Source organism: Litorivita sp. NS0012-18 (assembly GCF_040371945.1).
Taxonomy (GTDB): Bacteria; Pseudomonadota; Alphaproteobacteria; order Rhodobacterales; family Rhodobacteraceae; genus Litorivita.
The window spans coordinates 322,041-343,721 of sequence record NZ_BAABWS010000001.1 but is presented as its reverse complement, the minus strand read 5'-3'; the positions used below and the strand labels follow the sequence as shown (position 1 = coordinate 343,721).

The following is a 21,681-nucleotide window of genomic DNA, read 5'->3' as shown; positions in this document are numbered from 1 at the left end:
CCGCATGGCGCGCAAAGTCTCGATTTTCGGCGCCACGGGATCGATCGGGCAAAGCACGATTGACCTGATCGCGCGCGCGCCGCGGGCCTATGAGGTCGTGGCGCTGAGCGGCGGGCAGAACATCGCGCGTCTGGCGCAAGATGCGATCCGTTTGGGCGCAAAAATCGCGGTCACGGCAGATGAGAGCCGTCTGGACGAGTTGCGCGGCGCCTTGGCGGGCAGCGGGATCATGGCCGCAGCGGGGCGCACGGCCTTGCTGGAGGCGGCGGCGATGCCTGCCGATTGGGTGATGTCGGCGATTGTCGGCGCAGCAGGGCTGGAACCGGGACTGATTGCGCTGCGCGGCGGGGCGACATTGGCCTTGGCCAACAAAGAATCCTTGGTCACGGCGGGGCCTTTGTTGATGGCCACGGCGCGGGCCTCGGGCGCGCGTATCCTGCCTGTGGACAGCGAGCATTCGGCGATTTTTCAAGCCCTCGTCGGCGAGCAGATGGAAGCCGTCGAGCGCATCATCATCACCGCATCGGGCGGGGCGTTTCGCGATTGGCCGCTCGAAAGGCTGGCCCATGCCACCCCCGCCGAGGCGGCGACCCATCCAAATTGGGATATGGGGCAACGCATCACGATCGACAGCGCCTCCATGTTTAACAAGGCGCTGGAGGTGATTGAAACCAAAGAGTATTTTGGAATTGATCCGCGGCAGATCGAGGTGCTTGTCCATCCGCAATCCATGGTGCATGCGCTGGTCGGGTTCAATGACGGGGCCTTGATGGCGCATCTGGGCGCGCCCGATATGCGCCATGCCATCGGCTATGCGCTGCATTACCCGCAGCGGCGCGACTTGCCGGTCGAGCGGCTTGATCTGGCCAAACTGGGCCTGTTGGAATTTCGCGCGCCCGATGATCTGCGCTATCCGGCGCTGCGGCTGGCGCGCGAGGTGATGGCGGCGGGCGGGCTGTCGGGCGCGGTGTTTAACGCCGCCAAAGAGCGCGCGCTCGACGGGTTTATCGCGGGGCGGATCGGTTTCATGCAAATGGCCGACGTGGTCGAAGAGGCGCTGACGCAAATGTCATCGCAAGGCGGTCATATTGATGCCGATATTACGTTAGATAACGTGCATAAGATTGACCAGTTGACGCGCGCGCGCACCGATGAGGTGATGGAGCGGCTCGGTTGAGGGCATTGTGTTATGCGCGCGAGCGCCAATATAAATCGCCTATGAGGGCGTGAGAGCAGAGGAAAGATATGCTGGACATCATCCCGCAATTTGGCGGCCTATTGGGAACCATCGCGGCCTTTGTCGTGGCTTTGTCGGTGATCGTGGCGATCCATGAATATGGTCACTACATCATCGGGCGGCTGACGGGCATCAAGGCCGAGGTGTTCAGCCTCGGCTTTGGCCCCGTGATCTATTCGCGCGTCGATAAACATGGCACGAAATGGCAATTCGCGGCGCTGCCTTTTGGCGGCTATGTGAAGTTTCTGGGCGATGCCAATGCGGCCTCGGGCAAAGACGGCGAGGCGATGGAGGCGATGCCCGAAGAGATGCTGCGCCATACGATGCATGGCGCGCCTTTGTGGGCGCGGGCGGCCACGGTTGCGGCGGGGCCGGTGTTTAATTTCATGCTGTCGATCGCGGTTTTCGCCGTGGTGATCGCGCTGCGCGGGCAGGTGTCCGAACCATTGACCGTGGGCGAAATGCGGCCCACCGGACCGGCCATTGTCGAGCTTATGACCGGCGATGAAATTCTCAAGATCGGCGGTATGGATGTGCCGTCCTTCGAAGACAGCGCCGGATTTGACGATCTGGCGACGGCTTTGCCCAAACAAAGCCCGCTTGAGTACACCGTGTTGCGCGGCGGGCAGGAGCGGGTGGTCGCGGGGCCTTACCTTTATCCGCCGATCGTGACGCAGCTTTCGCCAAAATCGGCGGCCTATGAGATCGACATGAAGGTGGGCGATGTGATCACCGCGGTGGACGGCGCACCGATTGCCGCCTTTGCCGAGCTTAAAGAGGCGGTCGAGGCCTCGCAGGGCACGCCGCTCAAGCTGGACGTCTGGCGCGACGGCGAGATGATCGATTTTGTCCTGACCCCTCGGGCCACCGACGAGCCGCAAGAGGGCGGCAGCTTTGCCACCAACTGGCGGATCGGGATTGCGGGCGGGCTGGCTTTCGAACCGGCGACCGCGCCTCTGGGGATCGGCACATCGCTTTGGGCGGGGGTGACGCAAACCGGCGAGATCATGCGCGGCTCGGTCTCGGGGCTGTGGCATATGATCACCGGCCAGATCAGCAGCTGTAACATGGCGGGTCCGATTTCGATTGCGAAAATTTCCAAGGCGCAGGCCAGCCAAGGCGTGGAAAGCTTCATATGGTTTATCGCGGTTTTGTCGACGGCGGTGGGGCTTTTGAACCTTTTCCCGATCCCGATGCTCGATGGCGGGCATCTGGTGTTCTATGCCTATGAGGCCGTGGCGGGGCGCCCGCCCAATGATAAGGTGCTGCGGATACTGATGGCGATTGGCATGACGATTGTTTTGTCCTTGATGCTTTTCGCGCTGTTCAACGATGTGACCTGCTAGGCGGCGTCGGGGCGTAACGCGTTGAAAACATGGGCGGCGCGCGGGGAAACCTGCGCGCCGCCTTGGTTTTGCCACATTTGCGCCCTGATCACGGCATAATGGTTTGCGACAAGTTTTGCGTTGCGCGGCGGATGAGCCGCTGCGCGCGGCGCAAAGCACCAAAGGGCGTTTGAGATGCAGACCATTGCACAGGGATATCGCGGGCTAAGCTTGCTGTTCACGATCAATTGGGACCGGATTCTCTATATTGCGACGATTATTGTCGCGCTGATGGCGGGCGCTTTTGTCGGCTCTTGGGGCGTGCAATAACGCTGCGTCGGCTTGCGGGCTGCGCGCAACGGTGAAAAATCGTAGAAAACCCAACCCCTTGTGAGGCGCCTTTCGGGCGCCACTCTATTTTGCGGTTTTGACAAGTCTGTGCTATAGGGATAGCAAGGTGCAAAATGGCACGTCAGACTGGGTTGACACATGACCGATAACAATGAGGGCGGGCGTCAAAAACCTGCTGGGCACACGGCAACGCTTCGGCTTTTGAGCACCGCAGCTTTTCTTTCAATTGCAACGGCTTCGGGCGTTTTGCCGCAAGCCGCATATGCGCAGAGCTACCGCTTTACCAATGTCGCGGTGGACGGCAACCAGCGCGTCGATGCCAGCACGATCCTGTCCTACGCAGGAATCGCCAAAGGCCAGACCATCTCTGCCGGTCAGCTCAATGATGCGTATCAGCGGATTTTGGGCTCGGGCCTGTTTGAAAGCGTCGAGATCGCGCCGAGCGGCAATACCTTGCGCATCGCGGTCAAGGAATACCCGACCATCAACCGCATCAGCTTTGAGGGCAACCGGCGGATCAAGGATGAGGTGCTTGAGCAGGTGGTCCAGTCCCGCCCGCGCCTTGTGTTCAGCCCGACCACCGCGGAGCGCGACGCCGCCGCGCTGAGCGAAGCCTATGCCAATGAGGGGCGCACCTCGGCGCGCGTAACGCCGCGGATCATCCGGCGCAGCGACAACCGCGTCGATCTGGTGTTTGAAATTTTCGAAGGTGCGGTTACCGAAATCTCGCGCCTTGGTTTTGTCGGCAACCGTGCCTTTTCCGACAGCCGCCTGCGCCGTGTTTTGAGCACCAAACAGGCCGGTCTTTTGCGCATCTTGATCAAGCGCGACACCGTGGTTGAGGACCGGATCGAGTTCGACAAACAGGTCTTGCGCGATTTCTACCTCTCGCGCGGCTATGTCGATTTTCGCACCACCTCGGTGAATGCCGAGCTTGCGCGCGAGCGTGACGGCTATTTCGTCACCTTCAATGTTCAAGAGGGGCAACAGTTCCGTTTGGGCGAGGTGACCACCGTTTCCGAAATGTCCAATGTCGATGCCGACGAATTTGGCGCGGTGATGAAGATCAAGTCGGGGCAGGTCTATTCTCCCGTTGATATCGAAAATGCGATTGCGCGGATGGAGCGTTTGGCCGTGCGCAAGGGCATTGATTTCATGCGCGTCGAACCGCGCGTGACGCGCAATGATCGCGACCTGACGCTGGATATCGAATTTGTCCTGTCCAAAGGCCCGCGCGTCTTTGTCGAACGGATCGATATCGAAGGCAACGCCACGACGCTCGACAGCGTGGTGCGCCGCCAGTTCCGCATCGTCGAAGGCGACCCGTTCAACCCGCGCGAAATTCGCGAAAGCGCCGAGCGGGTGAAATCCTTGGGCTATTTTGCCAATGCCGATGTGAATGCGCGCGAAGGCTCCAGCCCTGATAAGGTTGTGGTTGATGTGAATGTCGAGGAAAAGAGCACCGGCTCGCTGTCCTTTGGCGGCACGTTCAGCTCCAACAGCGGCCTTGGCCTTGTTGCGAAATTCAACGAGTCGAACTTCCTCGGGCGCGGGCAACAGCTTAGCTTTACCATCGCGGGCACGGATTCCGATACCGCCTATAGCTTTGGCTTCACCGAGCCGGCGTTTTTGGGGCGCGATCTGCGGTTTGATATTTCGGCAGCTTTGACCAATACGGACAATCAATTCTCGCTCTATGATACCGAGATCGGGTCGTTCCAAACGGGGATCAGTTTCCCCGTGAGCGATCTGTCGCGGGTGCGGCTGCATTATTTCGCCAATATGGTCGATATGACCTACGATCCGGCATCCAACCTTGGCAGCATTTTGCGCGCCGAAGCGGATCAAGGCAGCAAGATCGACAGCGGGATCGGGTATAGCTTCTCCTACGACAGCCGCCGCACGGGGCTAAACCCCAATGCCGGTGTGCTCTTTGAATTTGGTCAGGAATTGGCCGGTTTGGGCGGCGATGTGCAGTTCATTCGCTCCACCGCGAAGGCGGTCGCGCAGACCACCGTCTTTAACGACGAGGTCACCCTGCGTGCCACGGTTGAGGGCGGAGCCTTGGCCTTTAACGGATCGGACGCAAGCCGCGTCACCGACCGGTTCTTGTTCGGGCAAAGCCTGATGCGCGGGTTCGAACCCGATGGTATCGGGCCGCGTCAATATGACGGTGCGGGCGTGAATGATGCCTTGGGCGGCAATATGTATGCCGTCGCCCGTTTCGAGGCCGAATTCCCGCTCGGCATCCCCGAAGAATACGGGATGCGCGGCGGGGCGTTCTTTGATGTTGGCAATGTCTGGGGCCTGAATGATGCCACCACTGCGGGCGCAACCGACGTGCTTTATGAAAGCGGCTCGGCGCGGCAAGTCGTTGGTTTGTCTCTGTTTTGGAAAACACCTGTGGGGCCGTTGCGGTTCAACTGGACCCATGCTTTGAAAAAAGAGGCGTTTGACAAAGAGCAGACCTTCGATCTGTCCATCTCGACCAATTTCTAAGCCGATGATGCGGCGGGGCCTTTTATTGGCAGTGGCGCGGGGCTTGGCGGTTGTTGCACCGCTTTGCGTGGCGGCGCCGCTGACCGCGCAGCAGGCCGGAGCCTTGCCCAATGCGAGTGCAGGATTTCAGCTGGATCAAAATGCCGGTCTGAACTCAAGCTCCGTCGTGGTGATCGATCTGGACCGCTTCTTTATTGAATCGGCCTTTGGTGGCCGTGTCGCGCGCGATTTCGAGGCGCGCCGCACTGCGCTTGTAGCCGAAAACCGCAAGATCGAGGCCGAGCTGGGCGCCGAAGAGCAAGGGTTGACCGAAGACCGTGCGGGCATGGCGGCGGCGGATTTTCGCGCGCTTGCCGATGCGTTTGACGAAAAGGTTCAACGCATCCGCCGCGAGCAGGACGCCAAGGTCGCCGCTTTGGGCCAAGACAACGAGGCGGCGCAGCGGTTGTTCTTGCAAGCCGCCGATCCGGTGCTCACCGAGTTGATGCAAGACATCGGTGCCAGCGTGTTGATCGAGCGGCGCTATGTGCTCAAACGCTTCGACGCGGTGGATATCACCGATCGGGCGATTGCGCGCGTGGACGAGGTGATCGGCACCGGTGCCGCGGATGGGGAGGCGGCGCCGCAACCCGCCGAGCCCTCCGCGCCCACCCAAAACCCGCCTGCGGCCCCCGCAAGCGAGTGACGCTCTTGCCGCGCGCGGGGGGAGTTGCTACTCAGGGCGGGCTGCCTCAAACTGGCACAGCAGGCCAATGACAAATCCGTGCCGATCCCGTGATGCGCACAGCGAAAGGACATTCCATGAGCGAGCTACAAACCGCCGATATCCACCTGATCCAGCGCATTATTCCGCACCGCTATCCGTTTTTGTTGGTAGATAAAGTGGTCGATATCGACGGCTATCAATCGGCCAGAGGCATCAAGAATGTCACCATGAACGAGCCGCATTTTCAGGGCCATTTTCCCTCCAATCCGATCATGCCCGGCGTGACGATTGTCGAGGCCATGGCGCAAACGGCGGCGGTGATGGTGGGCACGGCTTTGGAGATGGCCGACAAGAATATGCTCGTCTATTTCATGGCGATTGATAAATGCAAATTCCGCCGCATGGTCGTGCCTGGCGATGTGGTCGAGATGAAGCTCGAAACCCTGCGCGGCAAACCGGGCGGCAAGGTGTGGAAATTCGGCGGCGTGGCGACGGTCGATGGCGAAATGGCCTGCGAGGTCGAGTTTACTGCAATGATGGACTTGCCGAAGGAGTGAGCCTGATGGCCACCAAGACCCAAGACAGCCCGAGTATTCACCCCAGCGCCGTCATCGAGACGGGCGCACAGATCGGGCAGGGCGTGCGTATCGGCCCGTTTTGCCATGTCGGCCCCGATGTGGTGCTGCGCGACGGCGTCGAGCTCAAAAGCCATGTGGTCGTGACCGGCGATACGGTGGTGGGCGAAGACAGCGTGATTTTCTCCTTCGCCTGTATCGGCGAAATCCCGCAAGATCTTAAATTCAAAGGCGAAAAATCGCGTCTTGAAATCGGCGCGCGCAACCGTATCCGCGAACATGTGACCATGAACGCGGGCACCGAGGGCGGCGGCGGGGTGACCCGCGTGGGGGATGACGGGCTGTTCATGGCGGGCTGTCACATTGCCCATGACGTGCAGGTCGGCAACCGTGTCATCGTGGTCAATAACGCCGCTTTGGCGGGGCATTGCATTGTCGAGGATGACGTGATCATCGGCGGTCTGGTGGGCGTGCATCAATGGGTGCGCATCGGCCAAGGCGCGATCATCGGCGCGGTCACCATGGTGACCAATGACGTGATCCCATATGGGTTGGTCCAAGCGCCGCGCGGCGAATTGGACGGGCTCAATCTGGTCGGTCTCAAGCGCCGCGGTGTGCAGCGCAGTGATATCACCGCCCTGCGCGCCGCGTTTCAGATGCTGGCCCAAGGCGAGGGCACCTTCCAAGACCGCGCGCGCCGTTTGGGCGAGGATACCGAAAGCGCCTATGTGCGCCAGATCGTCGATTTCGTGACCGGAGAGAGCGACCGCTCCTTCCTGACCCCGAGGTAGAGCCGCCGATGCTGGCGCTGATTGCAGGGCGCGGGAGCCTTCCCGCCGAGATCATCGCCTCGCAAGAGGCGCAGGGCCTGCCGCGCCCGATGGTCTGTGCGCTGGCGGGGCACCTCCCTGACGGGGCGGCGCCGGAGCTGAGTTTCCGGATCGAGCATCTGGGATCGCTTTTGATCCGTCTGGGCGAGGCGGGGGTGACCGATGTCTGCCTGTGCGGGGCGATTGACCGGCCGGTGATCGATCCCGCCGCTTTGGATCGGGACACGTTGCCGCTTGTGCCGCTCTTCCAAGAGGCTTTGGCCAAGGGCGATGATGGTGCTCTGCGTCTGGTTATGCAAATCTTCGAGCAAACCGGATTTACCATTCGCGGCGCGGATGAATTGGTCGGCGATCTGACGCAGCCTGCGGGCGTGCCGACCAAGGCGCAGCCCGAGGCGCGCCACCGCGCGGATGCGGCGGCGGGCGCGCGCGCGCTGGTCGAAATGGGCGCGGCGGATCTCGGCCAAGCCAGCGTGATCAAAGACGGCGTGATTTTGGCGCGCGAAGACGATGCGGGCACCGATGCGATGCTCGCAACGTTTCACCCGCGCTATGAGCCGCCGCTTTTGACCCGCGATCTGTTGGAGGTCGGGTTGGACCAGCTGTCGCAGTGGGTGCGCACTTGGTTTGACGCGGCGCAGCCGCAAGCCCCTGCGCCCAACTCTGCGCCAGGTGCGGTCTTGTTCAAAGCGCCAAAACCGGATCAGGACCGCCGCGCTGATTTGCCCACAATTGGCCCTGCGACGGCAATGCACGCCGCCGAGGGCGGGTTTGACGGGATTATCATCGAGGCGGGCGGTGTGATGGTCTTGGACCTGCCGCGTGTGGTGGCAATTTTGGATGCCATGGGCATGTTCTTGTGGATCAAGGAGCGCGGCGCGTGAGGGTTTTCATCATTGCGGGCGAAGCCTCGGGCGACAAGCTGGGCGCGGCTTTGATGGAAGGCTTGCAAAGTTTGCAAAACGGCGTGCAATTCCAAGGCGTTGGCGGGCCATTGATGCAAAGCAAAGGCTTGCAAAGCCGGTTTCCCATGGATGAGCTTTCGGTCATGGGGATTGCGGAAATCCTGCCCAAATACCGCCATTTGATGCGCCGCATCAACGAGACCGCCGAGGCGGTGATTGCGGCCAATCCCGATGTTCTGATCACCATCGACAGCCCCGATTTTTCCCTGCGCGTGGCGCGGCGGGTCAAGGCGCGCACCTCCATTCGCACGGTGCATTATGTCGCGCCGACGGTTTGGGCGTGGCGCGCGGGCAGGGCGGCGAAGATGGCGCAGATCATCGACCATGTGTTGGCGCTGTTTCCCTTCGAGCCGCCCTATATGACGGCGGCGGGGATGGAATGCGATTTCGTCGGCCATCCGGTGGTTGCCGAACCTGTTGCGGCGCAGGCCGAGGCCGAGGCGTTTCGCGCCGCCCATGCGATAGGCGATGCGCCGATGATGCTCGTCTTGCCCGGATCGCGGCGCGGCGAGGTTGGGCGGTTGGCGCCTGTGTTCGGCGCGGCCTTGGCCCCTGTCATGGCGGCGCATCCCGATATGCGCGTCGTGGTGCCGACCACGGGCAATGTGACCCAAGCGGTTCGGGCGGCCACGCGCGATTGGCCCGTCGATCCGGTCATTCTCGACCCCGAGGGCATGACGCCAGAGGCTTACGCCGCGCTCAAACGCGCAGCCTTCAAGGCCGCCGATATGGCGCTTGCGGCCTCGGGCACCGTGTCGCTCGAACTCGCCGCGGCCGACACGCCGATGGTTATCGCCTATGATATGAGCTGGCTGAGCCGGATCATCATCAGCCGCATGCTCAAGATCGACACCGTGACTTTGGTCAGCCTTGTGTCGGATACGCGGATCATCCCCGAATTTATCGGCAAAAACTGTGATCCCGCCAAAATCGCCCCCGCCATCGAGGCGGTTCTGGCCCATCCCGAGGCGCAGCGCGCGGCGATGGCCGTCACGATGGAGCGTTTGGGCAAGGGCGGCGAGGCACCGGGAGTGCGGGCGGCGCGGGCGGTTTTGCGCGGATTGGACCGTTAGCGCGGCGGGTCAGTAGCCGCGCCAGATCCAACCGCCGCCAAAGATGCGCGGGCTGTCGGGATCGTAGAACACGCAAGCCTGCCCCGGCGAGACGCCTTCTTCGGGGGTGAGCAATTCCACCTCGGCCTCGGTCGCGGAAAGCGGGCGCAAGATTGCAGGGCGCGGCGGACGGGTCGATCGCACCCGCACGGCAATTTCGCGCTCTTTCATATCCATCAAATCGCCCTCGCCGATCCAGTTGATCTCGCGCACCGGAATGGTGCGGGTCGAGAGCAATTCTTTCGGCCCGACGATGACATGTTTTTTGTCCACATCCAGACGCACCACATAGAGCGGATCGGCCAGACCGCCGATGCCGAGGCCGCGGCGTTGCCCGATGGTGTAATGGATGACGCCGTTATGGTGGCCCAAGACATTGCCGTCGGTATCGACGATATCACCGGCTTCTGCCGCACCAGGGCGCAGTTTTTCGATCACCGAGGCATAGTTGCCGTTGGGGACAAAGCAGATGTCCTGACTGTCGGGTTTGTCCGCCACGGCCAGCCCGTATTTCGCCGCCAATGCGCGGGTGGCGTCCTTGGAGGGCAGATGCCCGAGCGGGAAGCGCAGATAATCCAGTTGCTCGGCCGTGGTGGAAAAGAGGAAATAGCTTTGATCGCGGTTCGCATCGGCGGCGGAGTGCAGCTCTGGCCCCCGTTCGCCCATGACCCGTTGGATATAATGCCCCGTGGCCATGCAATCGGCATCCAGATCCTTGGCGGTCTCTAGCAGGTCTTTGAATTTCACCCGCTCGTTGCAGCGGATGCAGGGCACGGGCGTGGCGCCCGCAAGGTAGCTGTCGGCGAATTCGTCGATCACGGCGTCTTGGAAAATGTTTTCATAATCCAGAACATAATGCGGAAATCCCATTTCCTCGGCCACGCGGCGCGCGTCATGGATATCCACACCGGCGCAGCAGGCGCCTTTTTTGGCCAAGGCCGCGCCATGATCGTAAAGCTGCAAGGTCACGCCCACCACGTCATAGCCTTCCTCGGCCAACATCGCCGCCACGACAGAGCTGTCGACACCGCCGGACATGGCGACGACCACGCGGGTTTCGCTGGGAGGTTTGGCAAAGCCGAGCGAGTTCAATGCAGGCGTGTCATCAAGGGCCATGACGGTGTCTCCGGAGGGGCAGAAGGCGACGGCGGGGCAAAACCCTCGCCAATGTCTTACAGAATATAGGAAAATGCGAACTACTCACAAGGTTACGTTTCACCCCCCATTAACTGGCCTATGGCTAGGTTCAGCACATGGAACGAGGGTTGAGTGCCATGTATCTGAAGAAAGTCGACGGGCCAAGGGCCGTAACATTGAGCGACGGAACCGTGATGACGCGGGCCGATCTGCCGCCCGAAACAACGCGCCGCTGGGTTGCGTCGCGCAAAGCTGCGGTTGTGCGCGGCGTTGTCTACGGCTTAATATCGCAAGACGAAGCCTTGGCGCGCTACAGCCTGTCGGCCGATGAGTTTCGCGAGTGGCTCTCTGCGGTGACCGAACATGGCGAAGATGCGCTCAAAGCGACGCAAGTGCAAAAATATCGACAACTTTAGGTTGTTTATGCTAAAACATCTCTGTTGGTAACCTGTAGTTAACTAATTTCTTACACGGTTAATTTTAGTGAAAATCTAGAATAATAGCGGAGAAACGACCCATGCGCGTGCTTTTGGTGGAAGACGACCCCACAACCTCGAAAAGTATCGAGCTTATGCTGACCCATGCCAACCTGAACGTTTACACAACGGATTTGGGCGAAGAAGGCATCGATTTGGCCAAGCTCTATGATTATGACCTCATCCTTTTGGATCTCGGATTGCCCGATATGAACGGGCATGAGGTCTTGCGGCAACTGCGGTTGGCGCGTGTCGATACGCCGATCCTGATCCTGTCGGGTGCGGACGATACGGAAAACAAAATTAAAGGCTTCGGTTTCGGCGCGGATGATTATCTGACGAAACCCTTCCACCGCGAAGAATTGGTGGCGCGCATCCATGCGATCATCCGCCGCTCGAAAGGCCATTCGCAATCGGTCATCAAGACAGGCAAAATCGCGGTCAATCTGGATGCGAAATCTGTCGATGTGGCGGGCAAATCCGTGCATCTGACCGGCAAGGAATACCAGATGCTTGAACTATTGTCGCTGCGCAAGGGCACGACATTGACCAAGGAAATGTTCCTCAACCACCTCTATGGCGGGATGGACGAGCCGGAACTCAAGATCATCGATGTGTTCATTTGCAAGCTGCGCAAGAAGCTCAGCACCGCAACCGGCGGCGACAATTATATCGAAACGGTTTGGGGGCGCGGCTATGTTCTGCGCGATCCGGAGCCGAACGAGATCGACGATCAGCGGATCGCTATGGGAGCGTGACGCCGCACGGCTTTGCCTGATGTAGGGGTCAGGGCAAAGCTATGGGAAAAGGCGACCGGCCGCTGGGCGCTGTTTTTCCGCTATGGTTTCAAAACGGTCTGTATCCTTTGGATGCGGGCCGTTTTCTTTTGCCCCCTGCACCGTGACGGGGCAAAACAGCGGTGAGATGTCTTTACGGGCGGGCGGCGGCGACCTATCACTTCACGCAAGTCAATGCGCAGAAATAGGGGAGCCTCGCGGTGGTGGCAGCCGAGCAGACAGATAAGATCGCGGTAGAGGACCTCTCGCAGGCGCAGGCGCGCGCCGAATTGGCGCGTTTGGCCGATCTTCTGGCGCGGGCCAATGCGGCCTATCACAGGGACGACGCGCCGGTGATGGATGACGCGGGCTTTGACGCGCTCAAACGCCGCAACGCCGAGATCGAGGCGCGCTTTCCCGACCTTAAACGCACCGATAGCCCGAGCGAGCAAATCGGCGCCGCCCCCGCCGAAGGCTTTGGCAAAATCACCCATGCGGTGCGAATGCTGTCTTTGGGCAATGTGTTTACCGACGAGGACCTTGATGATTTCGTGCGCGGAGTGCGCAAGTTCCTGTCATTGGAGGATGACGCGCCTTTGGCCTTCACCGCCGAGCCGAAGATCGACGGGCTGAGCCTGTCTTTGCGCTATCAGAACGGCCAGTTGATCCAAGCGGCGACGCGCGGCGACGGGGCCGTGGGTGAAAACGTCACCTCCAATGCGCGGATGATTGCGGATATTCCACAAAGCCTGACCGGGGCGCCGGATGTGTTGGAGGTGCGCGGCGAGGTCTATATGTCCCACGCCGATTTCGCCGCCCTCAATACCGCCCAAGAGGCGCGCGGCGGCAAGAGCTTTGCCAATCCGCGCAACGCGGCTGCGGGGTCGCTCCGCCAGCTCGACGCCGAGATCACCCGTGCGCGCCCGCTGAAATTTTTTGCCTATGCTTGGGGGGAGCTCTCCGCGCCTCTGGCCAAGACGCAAAAGGGCGCGATCGACCGTCTCGCCGCGCTCGGGTTTGCAACCAACCCTTTGACAAAGCTGTGCAATAGCGCCGACGACTTGCGCGCCCATTACGCGCATATCGCCGCGCTTCGGCCCGATCTGGGCTATGACATTGACGGGGTGGTCTATAAGGTGGACGATCTGGCGCTGCAGGCGCGGCTCGGGTTTCGCTCGACCACGCCGCGTTGGGGGATCGCCCATAAATTTCCGGCCGAATTGGCTTGGACGCGGCTGGCCGGCATCGATATTCAGGTTGGCCGCACTGGCGCGCTCAGCCCCGTGGCGCGGCTCGATCCGGTGACGGTGGGCGGCGTGGTGGTCTCGAACGCGACCCTGCACAACGAGGATTATATTGCCGGACTGGACGCCAAAGGCGGGCGGATCAGAGACGGCAAGGACATTCGCATCGGCGATCTGGTGCAGGTTTACCGCGCTGGTGATGTGATCCCGAAAATTGCCGATCTGGACCTGTCCAAACGGCCCGAGACGGCCGTGCCTTACGTGTTTCCCACGATATGTCCCGAATGCGGCTCCGAGGCGATCCGCGAGGAGGGCGATGCGGTGCGCCGCTGCACCGGCGGTATCATTTGCCCCGCGCAGGCGGTCGAGAAGCTCAAACATTTCGTCTCGCGCAAGGCCTTTGACATCGATGGGCTGGGCGCGAAACAGGTCGAGCAATTCTATGAGGATGGATGGGTCAAAACCCCTGCGGATATTTTCGAGCTTGAGGCGCGCTATGGCAGCGGCATGCAGCAGCTCAAGAACCGCGAGGGCTGGGGCGATAAAAGCGCGAAGAAGCTTTTTGAAGCGATTGAGGATAAACGAAAAATCCCGCTGGAGCGGATGCTTTTTTCGCTCGGTATCCGCCATTTGGGCGAACAGGCGAGCAATTTGATCGCGCGCCGCTATGGCTCGTGGGAGGTGCTGGAGGCGGCGATGGTCGAGGCCGCCGGATGCGACGGGGCGCAGTGGGAGGCCTTGCTCAATATCGACGGCGTGGGCGAGGTTATGGCGCGCAGTCTGGTGACGGCCTTTGCCCAACCCGAGGAGCGCGCCAGCATCGACGCCTTGGCCGCGCATTTGACCATTCTCGATGCCGAACAGCCCAAAACCGAAGGCAGCCCCGTCGCGGGCAAAACTGTGGTTTTCACCGGCACGTTGGAGAAAATGAGCCGCGCCGAAGCCAAGGCACAGGCCGAGCGACTCGGCGCCAAGGTGTCAGGTTCGGTGTCGGCCAAAACCGATCTTTTGATCGCGGGGCCAGGGGCGGGCAGCAAGGCCAAGAAAGCGGCGGACTTGGGGATCGAGACGCTCGACGAAGATGGCTGGCTTGATTTGATCGCGGGGCAATGAGGCAGGTATGAGCGGCAGACCCGAAGCGCTTTTCCCGCTCTTTGCGGAGCTGACCACGCTGGAGGGCGTCGGGCCGAAAATCGCGCAAAATTTTGCCAATATGCATGTGGAGCGCCCGCGTGATCTGCTGCTGACCATGCCGCATTCGGGCATTGATCGGCGCGTGAAGGACACGGTCCAAGGGGCTGATTTGCCTGCGCATTTGACGGTTGAAGTCTTGGTCGGACAACACCGTCCCCCGCGCAATCGCGGCGGTGCCTACCGGATCAATGTCGAAGACAGCGAAGGCGCGTTTCAATTGGTGTTTTTCCACGCCAATGATCGCTATTTGAACGCGCATTTGCCCGAAGGATCGCGCCGCGTGGTGTCGGGCAAGGTCGAATTGTTCGACGGGATCGCCAATATGGTCCATCCCGAATATATGTTGCCCGTCGAAGAGGCGGGCACGATCCCTGCGTTCGAGCCGGTCTATCCGCTTACGGCGGGGGTGACGCGGGCGGTGATGCTCAAGGCCGCGACCTCGGCGCTCTCCAAAGCGCCTCAGTTGGCCGAATGGATCGATCCCGCGCAAAAGCGGGTGGAGAAATGGCCTGATTGGCGCGCCGCGCTGGAGGCCGCGCATCGTCCGCAAAAAGCGGAGGATCTGGCCGCGACGGCGCCTGCGCGGGCGCGATTGGCCTATGACGAGTTTATGGCGCATCAACTGACCTTGGGGCTGGCGCGGGCGAAAATGCGCAGGGGCAAAGGCGTGGTGTCGCAAGGGACGGGGCGTTTGCAATCGCGGGTGCTTTCGGCGCTGCCCTATCGGCCCACGGGGGCGCAAAGCCGCGCCATCGAAGAGATCAGCCATGACATGGCGCAGCCGTTGAAAATGAACCGGCTTTTGCAAGGCGACGTGGGGGCGGGCAAAACCTTGGTGGCCTTTATGGCGCTGTTGGTGGCCGTCGAAGCGGGCGGGCAGGGCGTGATGATGGCCCCCACGGAAATCCTTGCGCGTCAACACCTTGAGGGGCTGCGCCCCTTGGCCGAAAGCGCCGGCGTGGTGGTGGAAATATTGACGGGCCGCGACAAATCGGGCGAGCGGCGCGCCAAGCTTGAGGCGCTCGGCGCGGGCAAGATCAATATATTGGTCGGCACCCACGCGGTGTTTCAAAAGGATGTCGAATTTGCCGATCTGCGGCTTGCGGTGGTGGATGAGCAGCACCGTTTTGGCGTGCGCCAGAGGTTGGAGCTTGGCCGCAAGGGCGCGGGGGTGGATGTATTGGTCATGACGGCCACGCCGATCCCGCGCAGCCTCGCCTTGGCGCAATATGGCGATATGGATGTGTCGGTGCTTGATGAAAAGCCGCCCGGGCGCAAGCCGATCAAAACCGCGATGATCTCGATGGGACGGATGGAGGAGGTGGTCGATCACCTGCGCCGCGCCATTGCCGAGGGGCGCCAATGCTATTGGGTCTGTCCTTTGGTCGAGGAAAGCGAGGTCGTGGACCTGTCGAGCGCCGAGGAGCGGTTCAAAACCCTGCGCGCGGCGCTTGGCGAGGGCGTGGTTGGATTGGTCCACGGGCAATTGCCGCCCGAGCAAAAAGACGCCGCCATGCGGGCGTTTCAAAAGGGCGAAACTGCGGTTTTGGTGGCGACGACGGTGATCGAAGTCGGCGTCGATGTGCCCAATGCGACGATCATGGTGATCGAGCGCGCCGAAAGCTTTGGCCTTGCGCAGCTGCACCAGTTGCGCGGGCGGGTCGGGCGCGGCGATGCGGCCTCGACCTGTTTGATGCTCTATCAATCCCCGCTCAGCGAGGCCGGCGAGCGGCGGCTGACGACATTGCGCGAAAGCGAGGACGGGTTTCGCATCGCCGAGGTGGATTTGGAAATGCGCGGGGCGGGGGATCTGATCGGCACGGCGCAATCGGGCCTGCCACGATTCCGTGTGGCCGATGTTGAGGCGCAATCGGGCCTCATGGCCACGGCGCAAAGCGATGCGCGCAAGCTCTTGGCGGAAGATCCGGAGCTGACCTCGCCGCGCGGACAGGCGGCGCGGGTGCTTTTGTGGCTCATGGGGCAGGATGAGGCAATTCGTTTAATATCAGTGGGTTAAGGCATATTTTCTGCCAAGGCTCCGATTTCGAAACAGATTTGTTCTCAAATGTTCTCAAAAAGTTCTTTACATTGATTAAGATTAATGAGAACAAAGGTGCAACGAAACGGCCCGCATGAGAGCGCCGTAGATCAGGAGGCACCAAAATGTTTGCTCAGATTAAAACTGTTGTTGCGCGCTCGCCCGAAACCTTGCTGCAAGACGCCGTCGGCGCTGCGGCGCTTTTGGTCATGCTGGTTGTCGGATTGCATTTGCCGGGTCTGATTTGATCCCTGCCATTGGTGAAGCGGGCGGCGGATGTCGCTGCTTTGGACGGATTTCTCGGTTCTGACATGGAACTGTTACAGCATTAGAGGAGTTATAGAGTTACCTGCCTGCGTCTTTCGCTGCCTGCGCGTCTCATCCCCATTCGACGCGTTATTTTGGCCGATCTGTCCCTCGGTCCTCGGAGGTTGCCTAATCCCTCCGCCGGTTTCGCGAATATCCAGACGCGTACTGACCGCCGCTTGCCTGCCAGCAAGCGGCGGTTTTTTTTGATCAGAATTTATAGGCCAAGCGCAGACCGCCCCAATGGCGCCCGTTGATTGTAATCGGGGCGGAGAGGTCTTTCATCATCACGAAATTGCCGCCGCCCATATCGCGGCGATAGACTTGCAGCAAGAACGGCTGCGTGTTGCGGCCCGCCTTGAGGCCGACGCGATCGTCAAAGATGCGGCGATTGCGGCAATTGGCCATGTTCCATTCCGGATCTGTGCTTGGCGGCTGCGAGAACTTCTTGTTATGCGTCGGCAGATAGCCGTTGCGATCCACCGCCGCACAAAACACCACACGGCTGTCGATTTGGGTTGCGGGTTCTTGCAAGGTGGGAAGCAGTTGATCGGTCAGGCGCAAGAAGCGCGTGGAATATTGCACCGGATCGCTGCCCTCTATGGGGCGGTAATTTTCATCGAAGAGATCGCTCAAAGAGATGCGGCGGCTCTCGACGGCGTTGGCGAGGGCCTGCGAAATTTGTCCTGCAATGTCTTGGACGTGCAAGATCATCGGCCCGTCTTCGCTTGATCCGCCCATCGCAACGCTGTCTTGGACCATCCGTTCGGAGCGATCGATCAGCTTTTCCACGCGGGTGTGGGCGGTCTTGACGCCTTCGGCGCTCGATCTGAAGGAGGCGTCGATGCTGGCGATGGAGGGGGTAAAGGATTGCACCGCCTCATCGGCGCGCCCCGCTTCTTCTCGGATCACCTCGGTTTGTGTCTGGCTTGCGGCGACTTGGTCCTTGATCGTGGTCAGCGCGCGGTCGGTTTCGCCGCCGCGTTCGAGCAATGTGTCGGCCTTGAGCGCCGATTGCGATGCGCCCTCGGACAGGCGCTGCACCCAATTGGACAGGTTGCCGACCGTGCCGGTGATATCATTGGCCGCCTTAGAGGTGCTTTGGCTCAGCTCGTTGATCGCATCGGCAACCACGGCAAAGCCTTTGCCCGCGTCGCCCGCGCGCGCGGCTTCGATCTTGGCATTGATGGCCAGCATATTGACCTGCGCCGCGATGGTGGCGATTTGCTCGTTCGAGGATTTCACCTCTTCGAGCATTTCGCGCACTTCGGCGCTGTGATCGTTGATTTGCTGCACCCATTGGGCCAGATCGATGGCGAGGGTGCTGGTTTGACTGACATATTCGGTCGATTCCGACACGCGTTGCAACGTGTCATGGGCCGATTGCGCCACCATGTCCACGGTGGACAGCACCGCGGTATTGGCCGTGGCAACGCGGGCTGATCCGTCCTTGACCGCGCCAAGCGCCTTGAGCTGCGCTTGCGACTCGCATTCCAGCCGGTCCAGAAAACCCGCGATATCGACGATCTCGCGGCCAAGTGTCGAGGCCGTCTTTGACAGGCGCGAAAGCCGGTCTTGTGCCGCTTGGTCCAATGCGGGGAGGGGGAAATCGTGGTCTGGTTTCATCGGGGCGCCTGTGTGTGATCTGTCACAGGGCTACCCGATATTTCCTCACAGAGCGTTAAATCCTACCGCCCGTCAGGCACAATTGCTTTGCAAAGCCTGCTCGAAGGCCTCTGCCGTAGCGTCCAAAGACAGCATGATCGAGGCGTGGCGGTTTTTGTAGTCGCGCGCGGGCTCGAGCACCGCAAGCCCGTCAAAGGGCGCTTTGGGGGCGGAGGCGCCGTCTTTGAGCATGGCGCGCAACTGGCTGCGCGCGGCCTCGATTTGCTCAAGGCTGCGCCCGACCACGGCCGCGCCGACCACCGATGCGGCGGCTTGCCCAAGGGCGCAGGCTTTGACGTCTTGGGCAAAATCGCTGATCCGCCCGTCTTGGATATTCAGATCGACGGTCACGGTCGACCCGCACAAAGGCGCGCGGCGTTTGACCGTTGCCATCGGCGCGTCGAGGCGCGTGCTGTGGGGAATATTGGCCGCCAGATCGAGGATCTTTGCCGAATAGAGTTTGATCAGGTCTGTCTCGTCGCTCATCACTTGGCCTTTCGTGTCGCGCAGCATAGGCGGCGGCGCTTTTCCTTTGCCGCGTTTCCTCATAGATAGGGGCAGCGCCACAAGATGCAAAAGGTTTTCGCCATGACTGCCCCTACGACTTTCGATGCAAGCACTCTTAAATTTGATGCGGCGGGGTTGATCCCCTGCATTGCGCAGGAGGCCGAGACCGGCGAGGTCTTGATGATGGCGTGGATGAATGCCGCCGCCGTGCAAAAGACGCTTGAAACGGGGCGCGTGACCTATTGGAGCCGCTCGCGGCAAAGCTTCTGGATCAAGGGCGAAACCTCGGGCCATCTGCAACATCTGGTCGATCTGCGGGTCGATTGTGATCGGGATTGCCTTTTGGCGATGGTGCGCCAAGAGGGACCGGCGTGCCATACCAACCGACGCAGCTGTTTTTATACGGCGATCCGCGAGGGGGATGAGGTCGAATTGATGGCGCCTATGGTGCCCTAGACCAATTGGTCGCCTGAGCGATGCCACAGCAGTTGGTTAGACCGTTTGGTCTACTCCCAACATCTCGAAGATATCTGCTGGCTGTTTGCCCGCCGCGCGAAAGCTTTGCAAGGACCGCGCATCATCGCGTTTGGCAAGACGCTTGCCCGCCTCGTCGCGGATCAATTTGTGATGGTGATAGATCGGCACAGGCAGGTCCAAAAGGCTGAGCAAGATCACCTGAATGGCGGTGAAATCAAACAGATCCTCGCCGCGCACCACATGGGTGATGCCTTGGGCCGCGTCATCAAGGGCGGAAGCGAGGAAATAGGCGACGATATTCTCGCCCTTGCGCGACAGCACCACATCGCCGATCTCACGCTGTGCTTGCTCCGCGTCGATGCTATGATGTCCGCTATGGGCCGCGCCGGTCTCGACAAACGCCACATCGCGCCCTGCCAATAGGGCTAGGGCCTTGTCCAGATGCAGGCGCAGCGCGTCGCCGGAGCGGCGGTCGGACATGGGCCGTGATTTGCACAGCTGCGGATAAACCTCATGCGCCGCGCCCTCCTGCGGCGCGGACATCGCCGCGCGAATATCGGCGCGGCTGCACGAGCAAGGATAAAGCAATCCCATCTTCTCAAGCCGTTGCAGGGGGGCATCGTAGCTCTCCAGTTGCGCGGCTTGGCTGAGCACGGGGCCGTCCCATGTGATGCCAAGCCAGCGCAGATCGGTGCAGATCAGATCGGCCCATTCAGGTTTGGAGCGCTCCAGATCGGTGTCTTCCATCCGCAACAAGAACCGCCCGCCCGCCGCCCGCGCCATGCGGTGCCCCAGCAGAGCCGAGTAGGCATGGCCAAGATGCAGCGGGCCGGTGGGGCTGGGGGCGAAGCGGGTGATCATGGTTTAAATTCGTTCTTCAAGCCATTGATTAAATTCGTCTTTGGCGCGATCTGTATAGGCTTTGTAGCGGTCTTTTCTGCCGCGCCGGCCGCCCTTGATGCCGCTGTCCTCGAGCGGCGCGAAGAGGCCGAAATTGACGTTCATCGGTTGGAAGGTCTTGGCCTCGGCGCCGCCGGTGATGTGGTGGATCAATGCGCCCATGGCGGTGTTTTGCGGCGCGGTCTCAATGCTGCGCCCTTGGATTTCCGCCGCCGCCAGACGTCCCGCCAAAAGGCCCATCGCGGCGCTTTCGACATAGCCTTCAACGCCGGTAATCTGTCCGGCAAAGCGGATGTTGGGCCGCGATTTGAGGCGCATCTGATTGTCCAAAAGCGTCGGGGAATTGAGGAAGGTGTTGCGGTGAATGCCGCCCAAACGGGCAAAGCGCGCCTCCTCCAATCCGGGGATCATGCGCAGAACCTCGGTCTGCGCGCCGTATTTCATCTTGGTCTGGAAACCCACGATATTATAGAGCGTTCCCAATGCGTTATCGCGGCGCAACTGCACCACGGCATAGGCTTTTTCGTCCGGCTTATGGGCATTGGTGAGGCCCACGGGCTTCATCGGGCCAAAGCGCAGCGTTTCACGCCCGCGTTCGGCCATGACTTCGATCGGCAGGCAGCCGTCGAAATATCCTGCGGTCTCGCCCTCGTGAAACTCGGTTTTGTCGGCGCTCATCAGCGCGTCGATAAATCCCTCATACTGCTCTTTGGTCATCGGGCAATTGAGGTAGGCTTTTTGCTCTTCCTCGGTCTCGCCCTTGTCGTAGCGCGACTGCATCCATGCCACGTCCATATCGATGCTTTCGGCGTAAACGATGGGGGCGATGGCGTCGAAAAAGGCGAGGCTCTCGGCACCGGTTTCCTTGGCGATCGCCGCGCCGAGGGCAGAGGAGGTCAGCGGGCCGGTGGCGATGATCCAATGGCCGTTTTCGGGCAATTCGGTGATCTCGCCGTAATCGACCGAGATATTGGGATGGGCCAGCAGCGTGTCATTGACCCATTGCGCAAAAGGCTCGCGGTCCACGGCCAAAGCGCCGCCCGCAGGCAGGCGGTGTTTGTCCGCCGATTGCATGATGATACCATTCGCGGCGCGCATTTCCCAATGGAGCAGGCCCACGGCGTTTTGCTCGCTGTCGTCCGAGCGAAAGCTGTTTGAGCAGACCATTTCGGCCAGATTGCCGGTTTGATGGGCAAAGGTTTCGACCTTGGGGCGCATTTCGTGGATGACGACTTTGACGCCCGCTTGCGCGGCTTGCCACGCGGCCTCGGATCCGGCCATGCCGCCGCCGATGATATGCAATGTGTTTTCCATGCCCGCCATTTAGGGCAAGGGGCGGGCCAAGGGAAGGGGGCGTGGTG

General features: G+C 60.9%; 20 protein-coding genes. 15 read left to right on the top strand and 5 right to left on the bottom strand.

The features are described from left to right. The first annotated feature begins 4 nt into the window (after window positions 1–4). From dxr to lpxB, 9 genes are all read left to right on the top strand, one after another. Entirely contained in the window at window positions 5–1,177 is a 1,173-nt protein-coding gene (gene dxr / locus ABWV64_RS01655) for a 1-deoxy-D-xylulose-5-phosphate reductoisomerase (RefSeq protein WP_353342532.1), read from the top strand. Window positions 1,178–1,245: 68 nt separating this feature from the next. Continuing rightward, a complete protein-coding gene (gene rseP, locus ABWV64_RS01650) occupies window positions 1,246–2,583 on the top strand; it encodes an RIP metalloprotease RseP (protein ID WP_353342531.1) in 1,338 nt (445 codons plus the stop codon). Window positions 2,584–2,757: 174 nt separating this feature from the next. Then, complete coding sequence (locus ABWV64_RS01645; protein ID WP_353342529.1) at window positions 2,758–2,892, top strand: hypothetical protein; 135 nt, start codon at window positions 2,758–2,760, stop codon at window positions 2,890–2,892. A 159-nt stretch (window positions 2,893–3,051) separates the two neighbouring features. Beyond that, complete coding sequence (gene bamA, locus ABWV64_RS01640) at window positions 3,052–5,412, top strand: outer membrane protein assembly factor BamA (protein WP_353342528.1); 2,361 nt, start codon at window positions 3,052–3,054, stop codon at window positions 5,410–5,412. 43 nt (window positions 5,413–5,455) lie between these two features. Next, window positions 5,456–6,097: an OmpH/Skp family outer membrane protein gene (locus tag ABWV64_RS01635; RefSeq protein WP_353342527.1), complete on the top strand. Its 642-nt coding sequence runs from the start codon at window positions 5,456–5,458 to the stop codon at window positions 6,095–6,097. Between the two features lie 116 nt (window positions 6,098–6,213). Next, the gene (gene fabZ / locus ABWV64_RS01630) at window positions 6,214–6,675 is read left to right on the top strand and encodes a 3-hydroxyacyl-ACP dehydratase FabZ (RefSeq protein ID WP_353342526.1); all 462 of its coding nucleotides are present in this window, start codon (window positions 6,214–6,216) and stop codon (window positions 6,673–6,675) included. A gap of 5 nt (window positions 6,676–6,680) precedes the next feature. Continuing rightward, window positions 6,681–7,484 carry an acyl-ACP--UDP-N-acetylglucosamine O-acyltransferase gene (gene lpxA, locus ABWV64_RS01625; protein ID WP_353342525.1) on the top strand — a complete coding sequence of 268 codons (804 nt, stop codon included), beginning with the start codon at window positions 6,681–6,683 and terminating at the stop codon, window positions 7,482–7,484. An 8-nt stretch (window positions 7,485–7,492) separates the two neighbouring features. Then, on the top strand, window positions 7,493–8,407 hold the full coding sequence (locus ABWV64_RS01620; protein ID WP_353342524.1) for an LpxI family protein: 915 nt from the start codon (window positions 7,493–7,495) through the stop codon (window positions 8,405–8,407). Further along, window positions 8,404–9,561 carry a lipid-A-disaccharide synthase gene (gene lpxB / locus ABWV64_RS01615; RefSeq protein WP_353342523.1) on the top strand — a complete coding sequence of 386 codons (1,158 nt, stop codon included), beginning with the start codon at window positions 8,404–8,406 and terminating at the stop codon, window positions 9,559–9,561. Before ABWV64_RS01620 ends, lpxB begins: the two co-directional genes overlap by 4 nt. 9 nt (window positions 9,562–9,570) lie before the next feature. On the opposite strand, the gene mnmA is transcribed toward lpxB, so the two are convergent. After that, window positions 9,571–10,716, bottom strand: coding sequence for a tRNA 2-thiouridine(34) synthase MnmA (mnmA, locus tag ABWV64_RS01610; protein ID WP_353342522.1), 1,146 nt, complete (start codon window positions 10,714–10,716; stop codon window positions 9,571–9,573). A gap of 158 nt (window positions 10,717–10,874) precedes the next feature. On the opposite strand from mnmA, the gene sciP reads away from it, so the two are divergent. The 5 genes from sciP to ABWV64_RS01585 all read left to right on the top strand — a co-directional run bounded on the left by sciP (window position 10,875) and on the right by ABWV64_RS01585 (window position 16,713). Further along, entirely contained in the window at window positions 10,875–11,153 is a 279-nt protein-coding gene (sciP, locus tag ABWV64_RS01605) for a CtrA inhibitor SciP (protein WP_353342521.1), read from the top strand. Window positions 11,154–11,254: 101 nt separating this feature from the next. Further along, entirely contained in the window at window positions 11,255–11,971 is a 717-nt protein-coding gene (gene ctrA, locus ABWV64_RS01600; protein WP_110795106.1) for a response regulator transcription factor CtrA, read from the top strand. A gap of 242 nt (window positions 11,972–12,213) precedes the next feature. After that, a complete protein-coding gene (gene ligA, locus ABWV64_RS01595; protein WP_353342520.1) occupies window positions 12,214–14,346 on the top strand; it encodes an NAD-dependent DNA ligase LigA in 2,133 nt (710 codons plus the stop codon). 7 nt (window positions 14,347–14,353) lie between these two features. Then, window positions 14,354–16,444, top strand: a complete 2,091-nt coding sequence (recG, locus tag ABWV64_RS01590) for an ATP-dependent DNA helicase RecG (RefSeq protein ID WP_353342519.1) — start codon at window positions 14,354–14,356, stop codon at window positions 16,442–16,444. 146 nt (window positions 16,445–16,590) lie between these two features. Then, complete coding sequence (locus tag ABWV64_RS01585) at window positions 16,591–16,713, top strand: hypothetical protein (protein ID WP_353342517.1); 123 nt, start codon at window positions 16,591–16,593, stop codon at window positions 16,711–16,713. Between the two features lie 268 nt (window positions 16,714–16,981). On the opposite strand, the gene ABWV64_RS01580 is transcribed toward ABWV64_RS01585, so the two are convergent. Both ABWV64_RS01580 and ABWV64_RS01575 read right to left on the bottom strand, forming a co-directional pair. Continuing rightward, window positions 16,982–18,397 (bottom strand): methyl-accepting chemotaxis protein, encoded by a 1,416-nt coding sequence (locus tag ABWV64_RS01580; protein WP_353342516.1) that lies wholly within the window; start codon window positions 18,395–18,397, stop codon window positions 16,982–16,984. A 72-nt stretch (window positions 18,398–18,469) separates the two neighbouring features. Next, window positions 18,470–18,922, bottom strand: coding sequence for an iron-sulfur cluster assembly scaffold protein (locus ABWV64_RS01575; RefSeq protein WP_353342515.1), 453 nt, complete (start codon window positions 18,920–18,922; stop codon window positions 18,470–18,472). 84 nt (window positions 18,923–19,006) lie between these two features. Here ABWV64_RS01575 and hisI point away from each other — a divergent pair, with 84 nt between their 5' ends. Continuing rightward, on the top strand, window positions 19,007–19,399 hold the full coding sequence (gene hisI, locus ABWV64_RS01570) for a phosphoribosyl-AMP cyclohydrolase (protein WP_353342514.1): 393 nt from the start codon (window positions 19,007–19,009) through the stop codon (window positions 19,397–19,399). A gap of 36 nt (window positions 19,400–19,435) precedes the next feature. On the opposite strand, the gene gluQRS is transcribed toward hisI, so the two are convergent. Together gluQRS and trmFO are read right to left on the bottom strand one after the other, a co-directional pair. Next, window positions 19,436–20,281, bottom strand: a complete 846-nt coding sequence (gluQRS, locus tag ABWV64_RS01565) for a tRNA glutamyl-Q(34) synthetase GluQRS (RefSeq protein WP_353342513.1) — start codon at window positions 20,279–20,281, stop codon at window positions 19,436–19,438. Between the two features lie 3 nt (window positions 20,282–20,284). Continuing rightward, window positions 20,285–21,634: a methylenetetrahydrofolate--tRNA-(uracil(54)-C(5))-methyltransferase (FADH(2)-oxidizing) TrmFO gene (trmFO, locus tag ABWV64_RS01560; protein WP_353342512.1), complete on the bottom strand. Its 1,350-nt coding sequence runs from the start codon at window positions 21,632–21,634 to the stop codon at window positions 20,285–20,287. Between the last annotated feature and the right edge of the window lie 47 nt (window positions 21,635–21,681).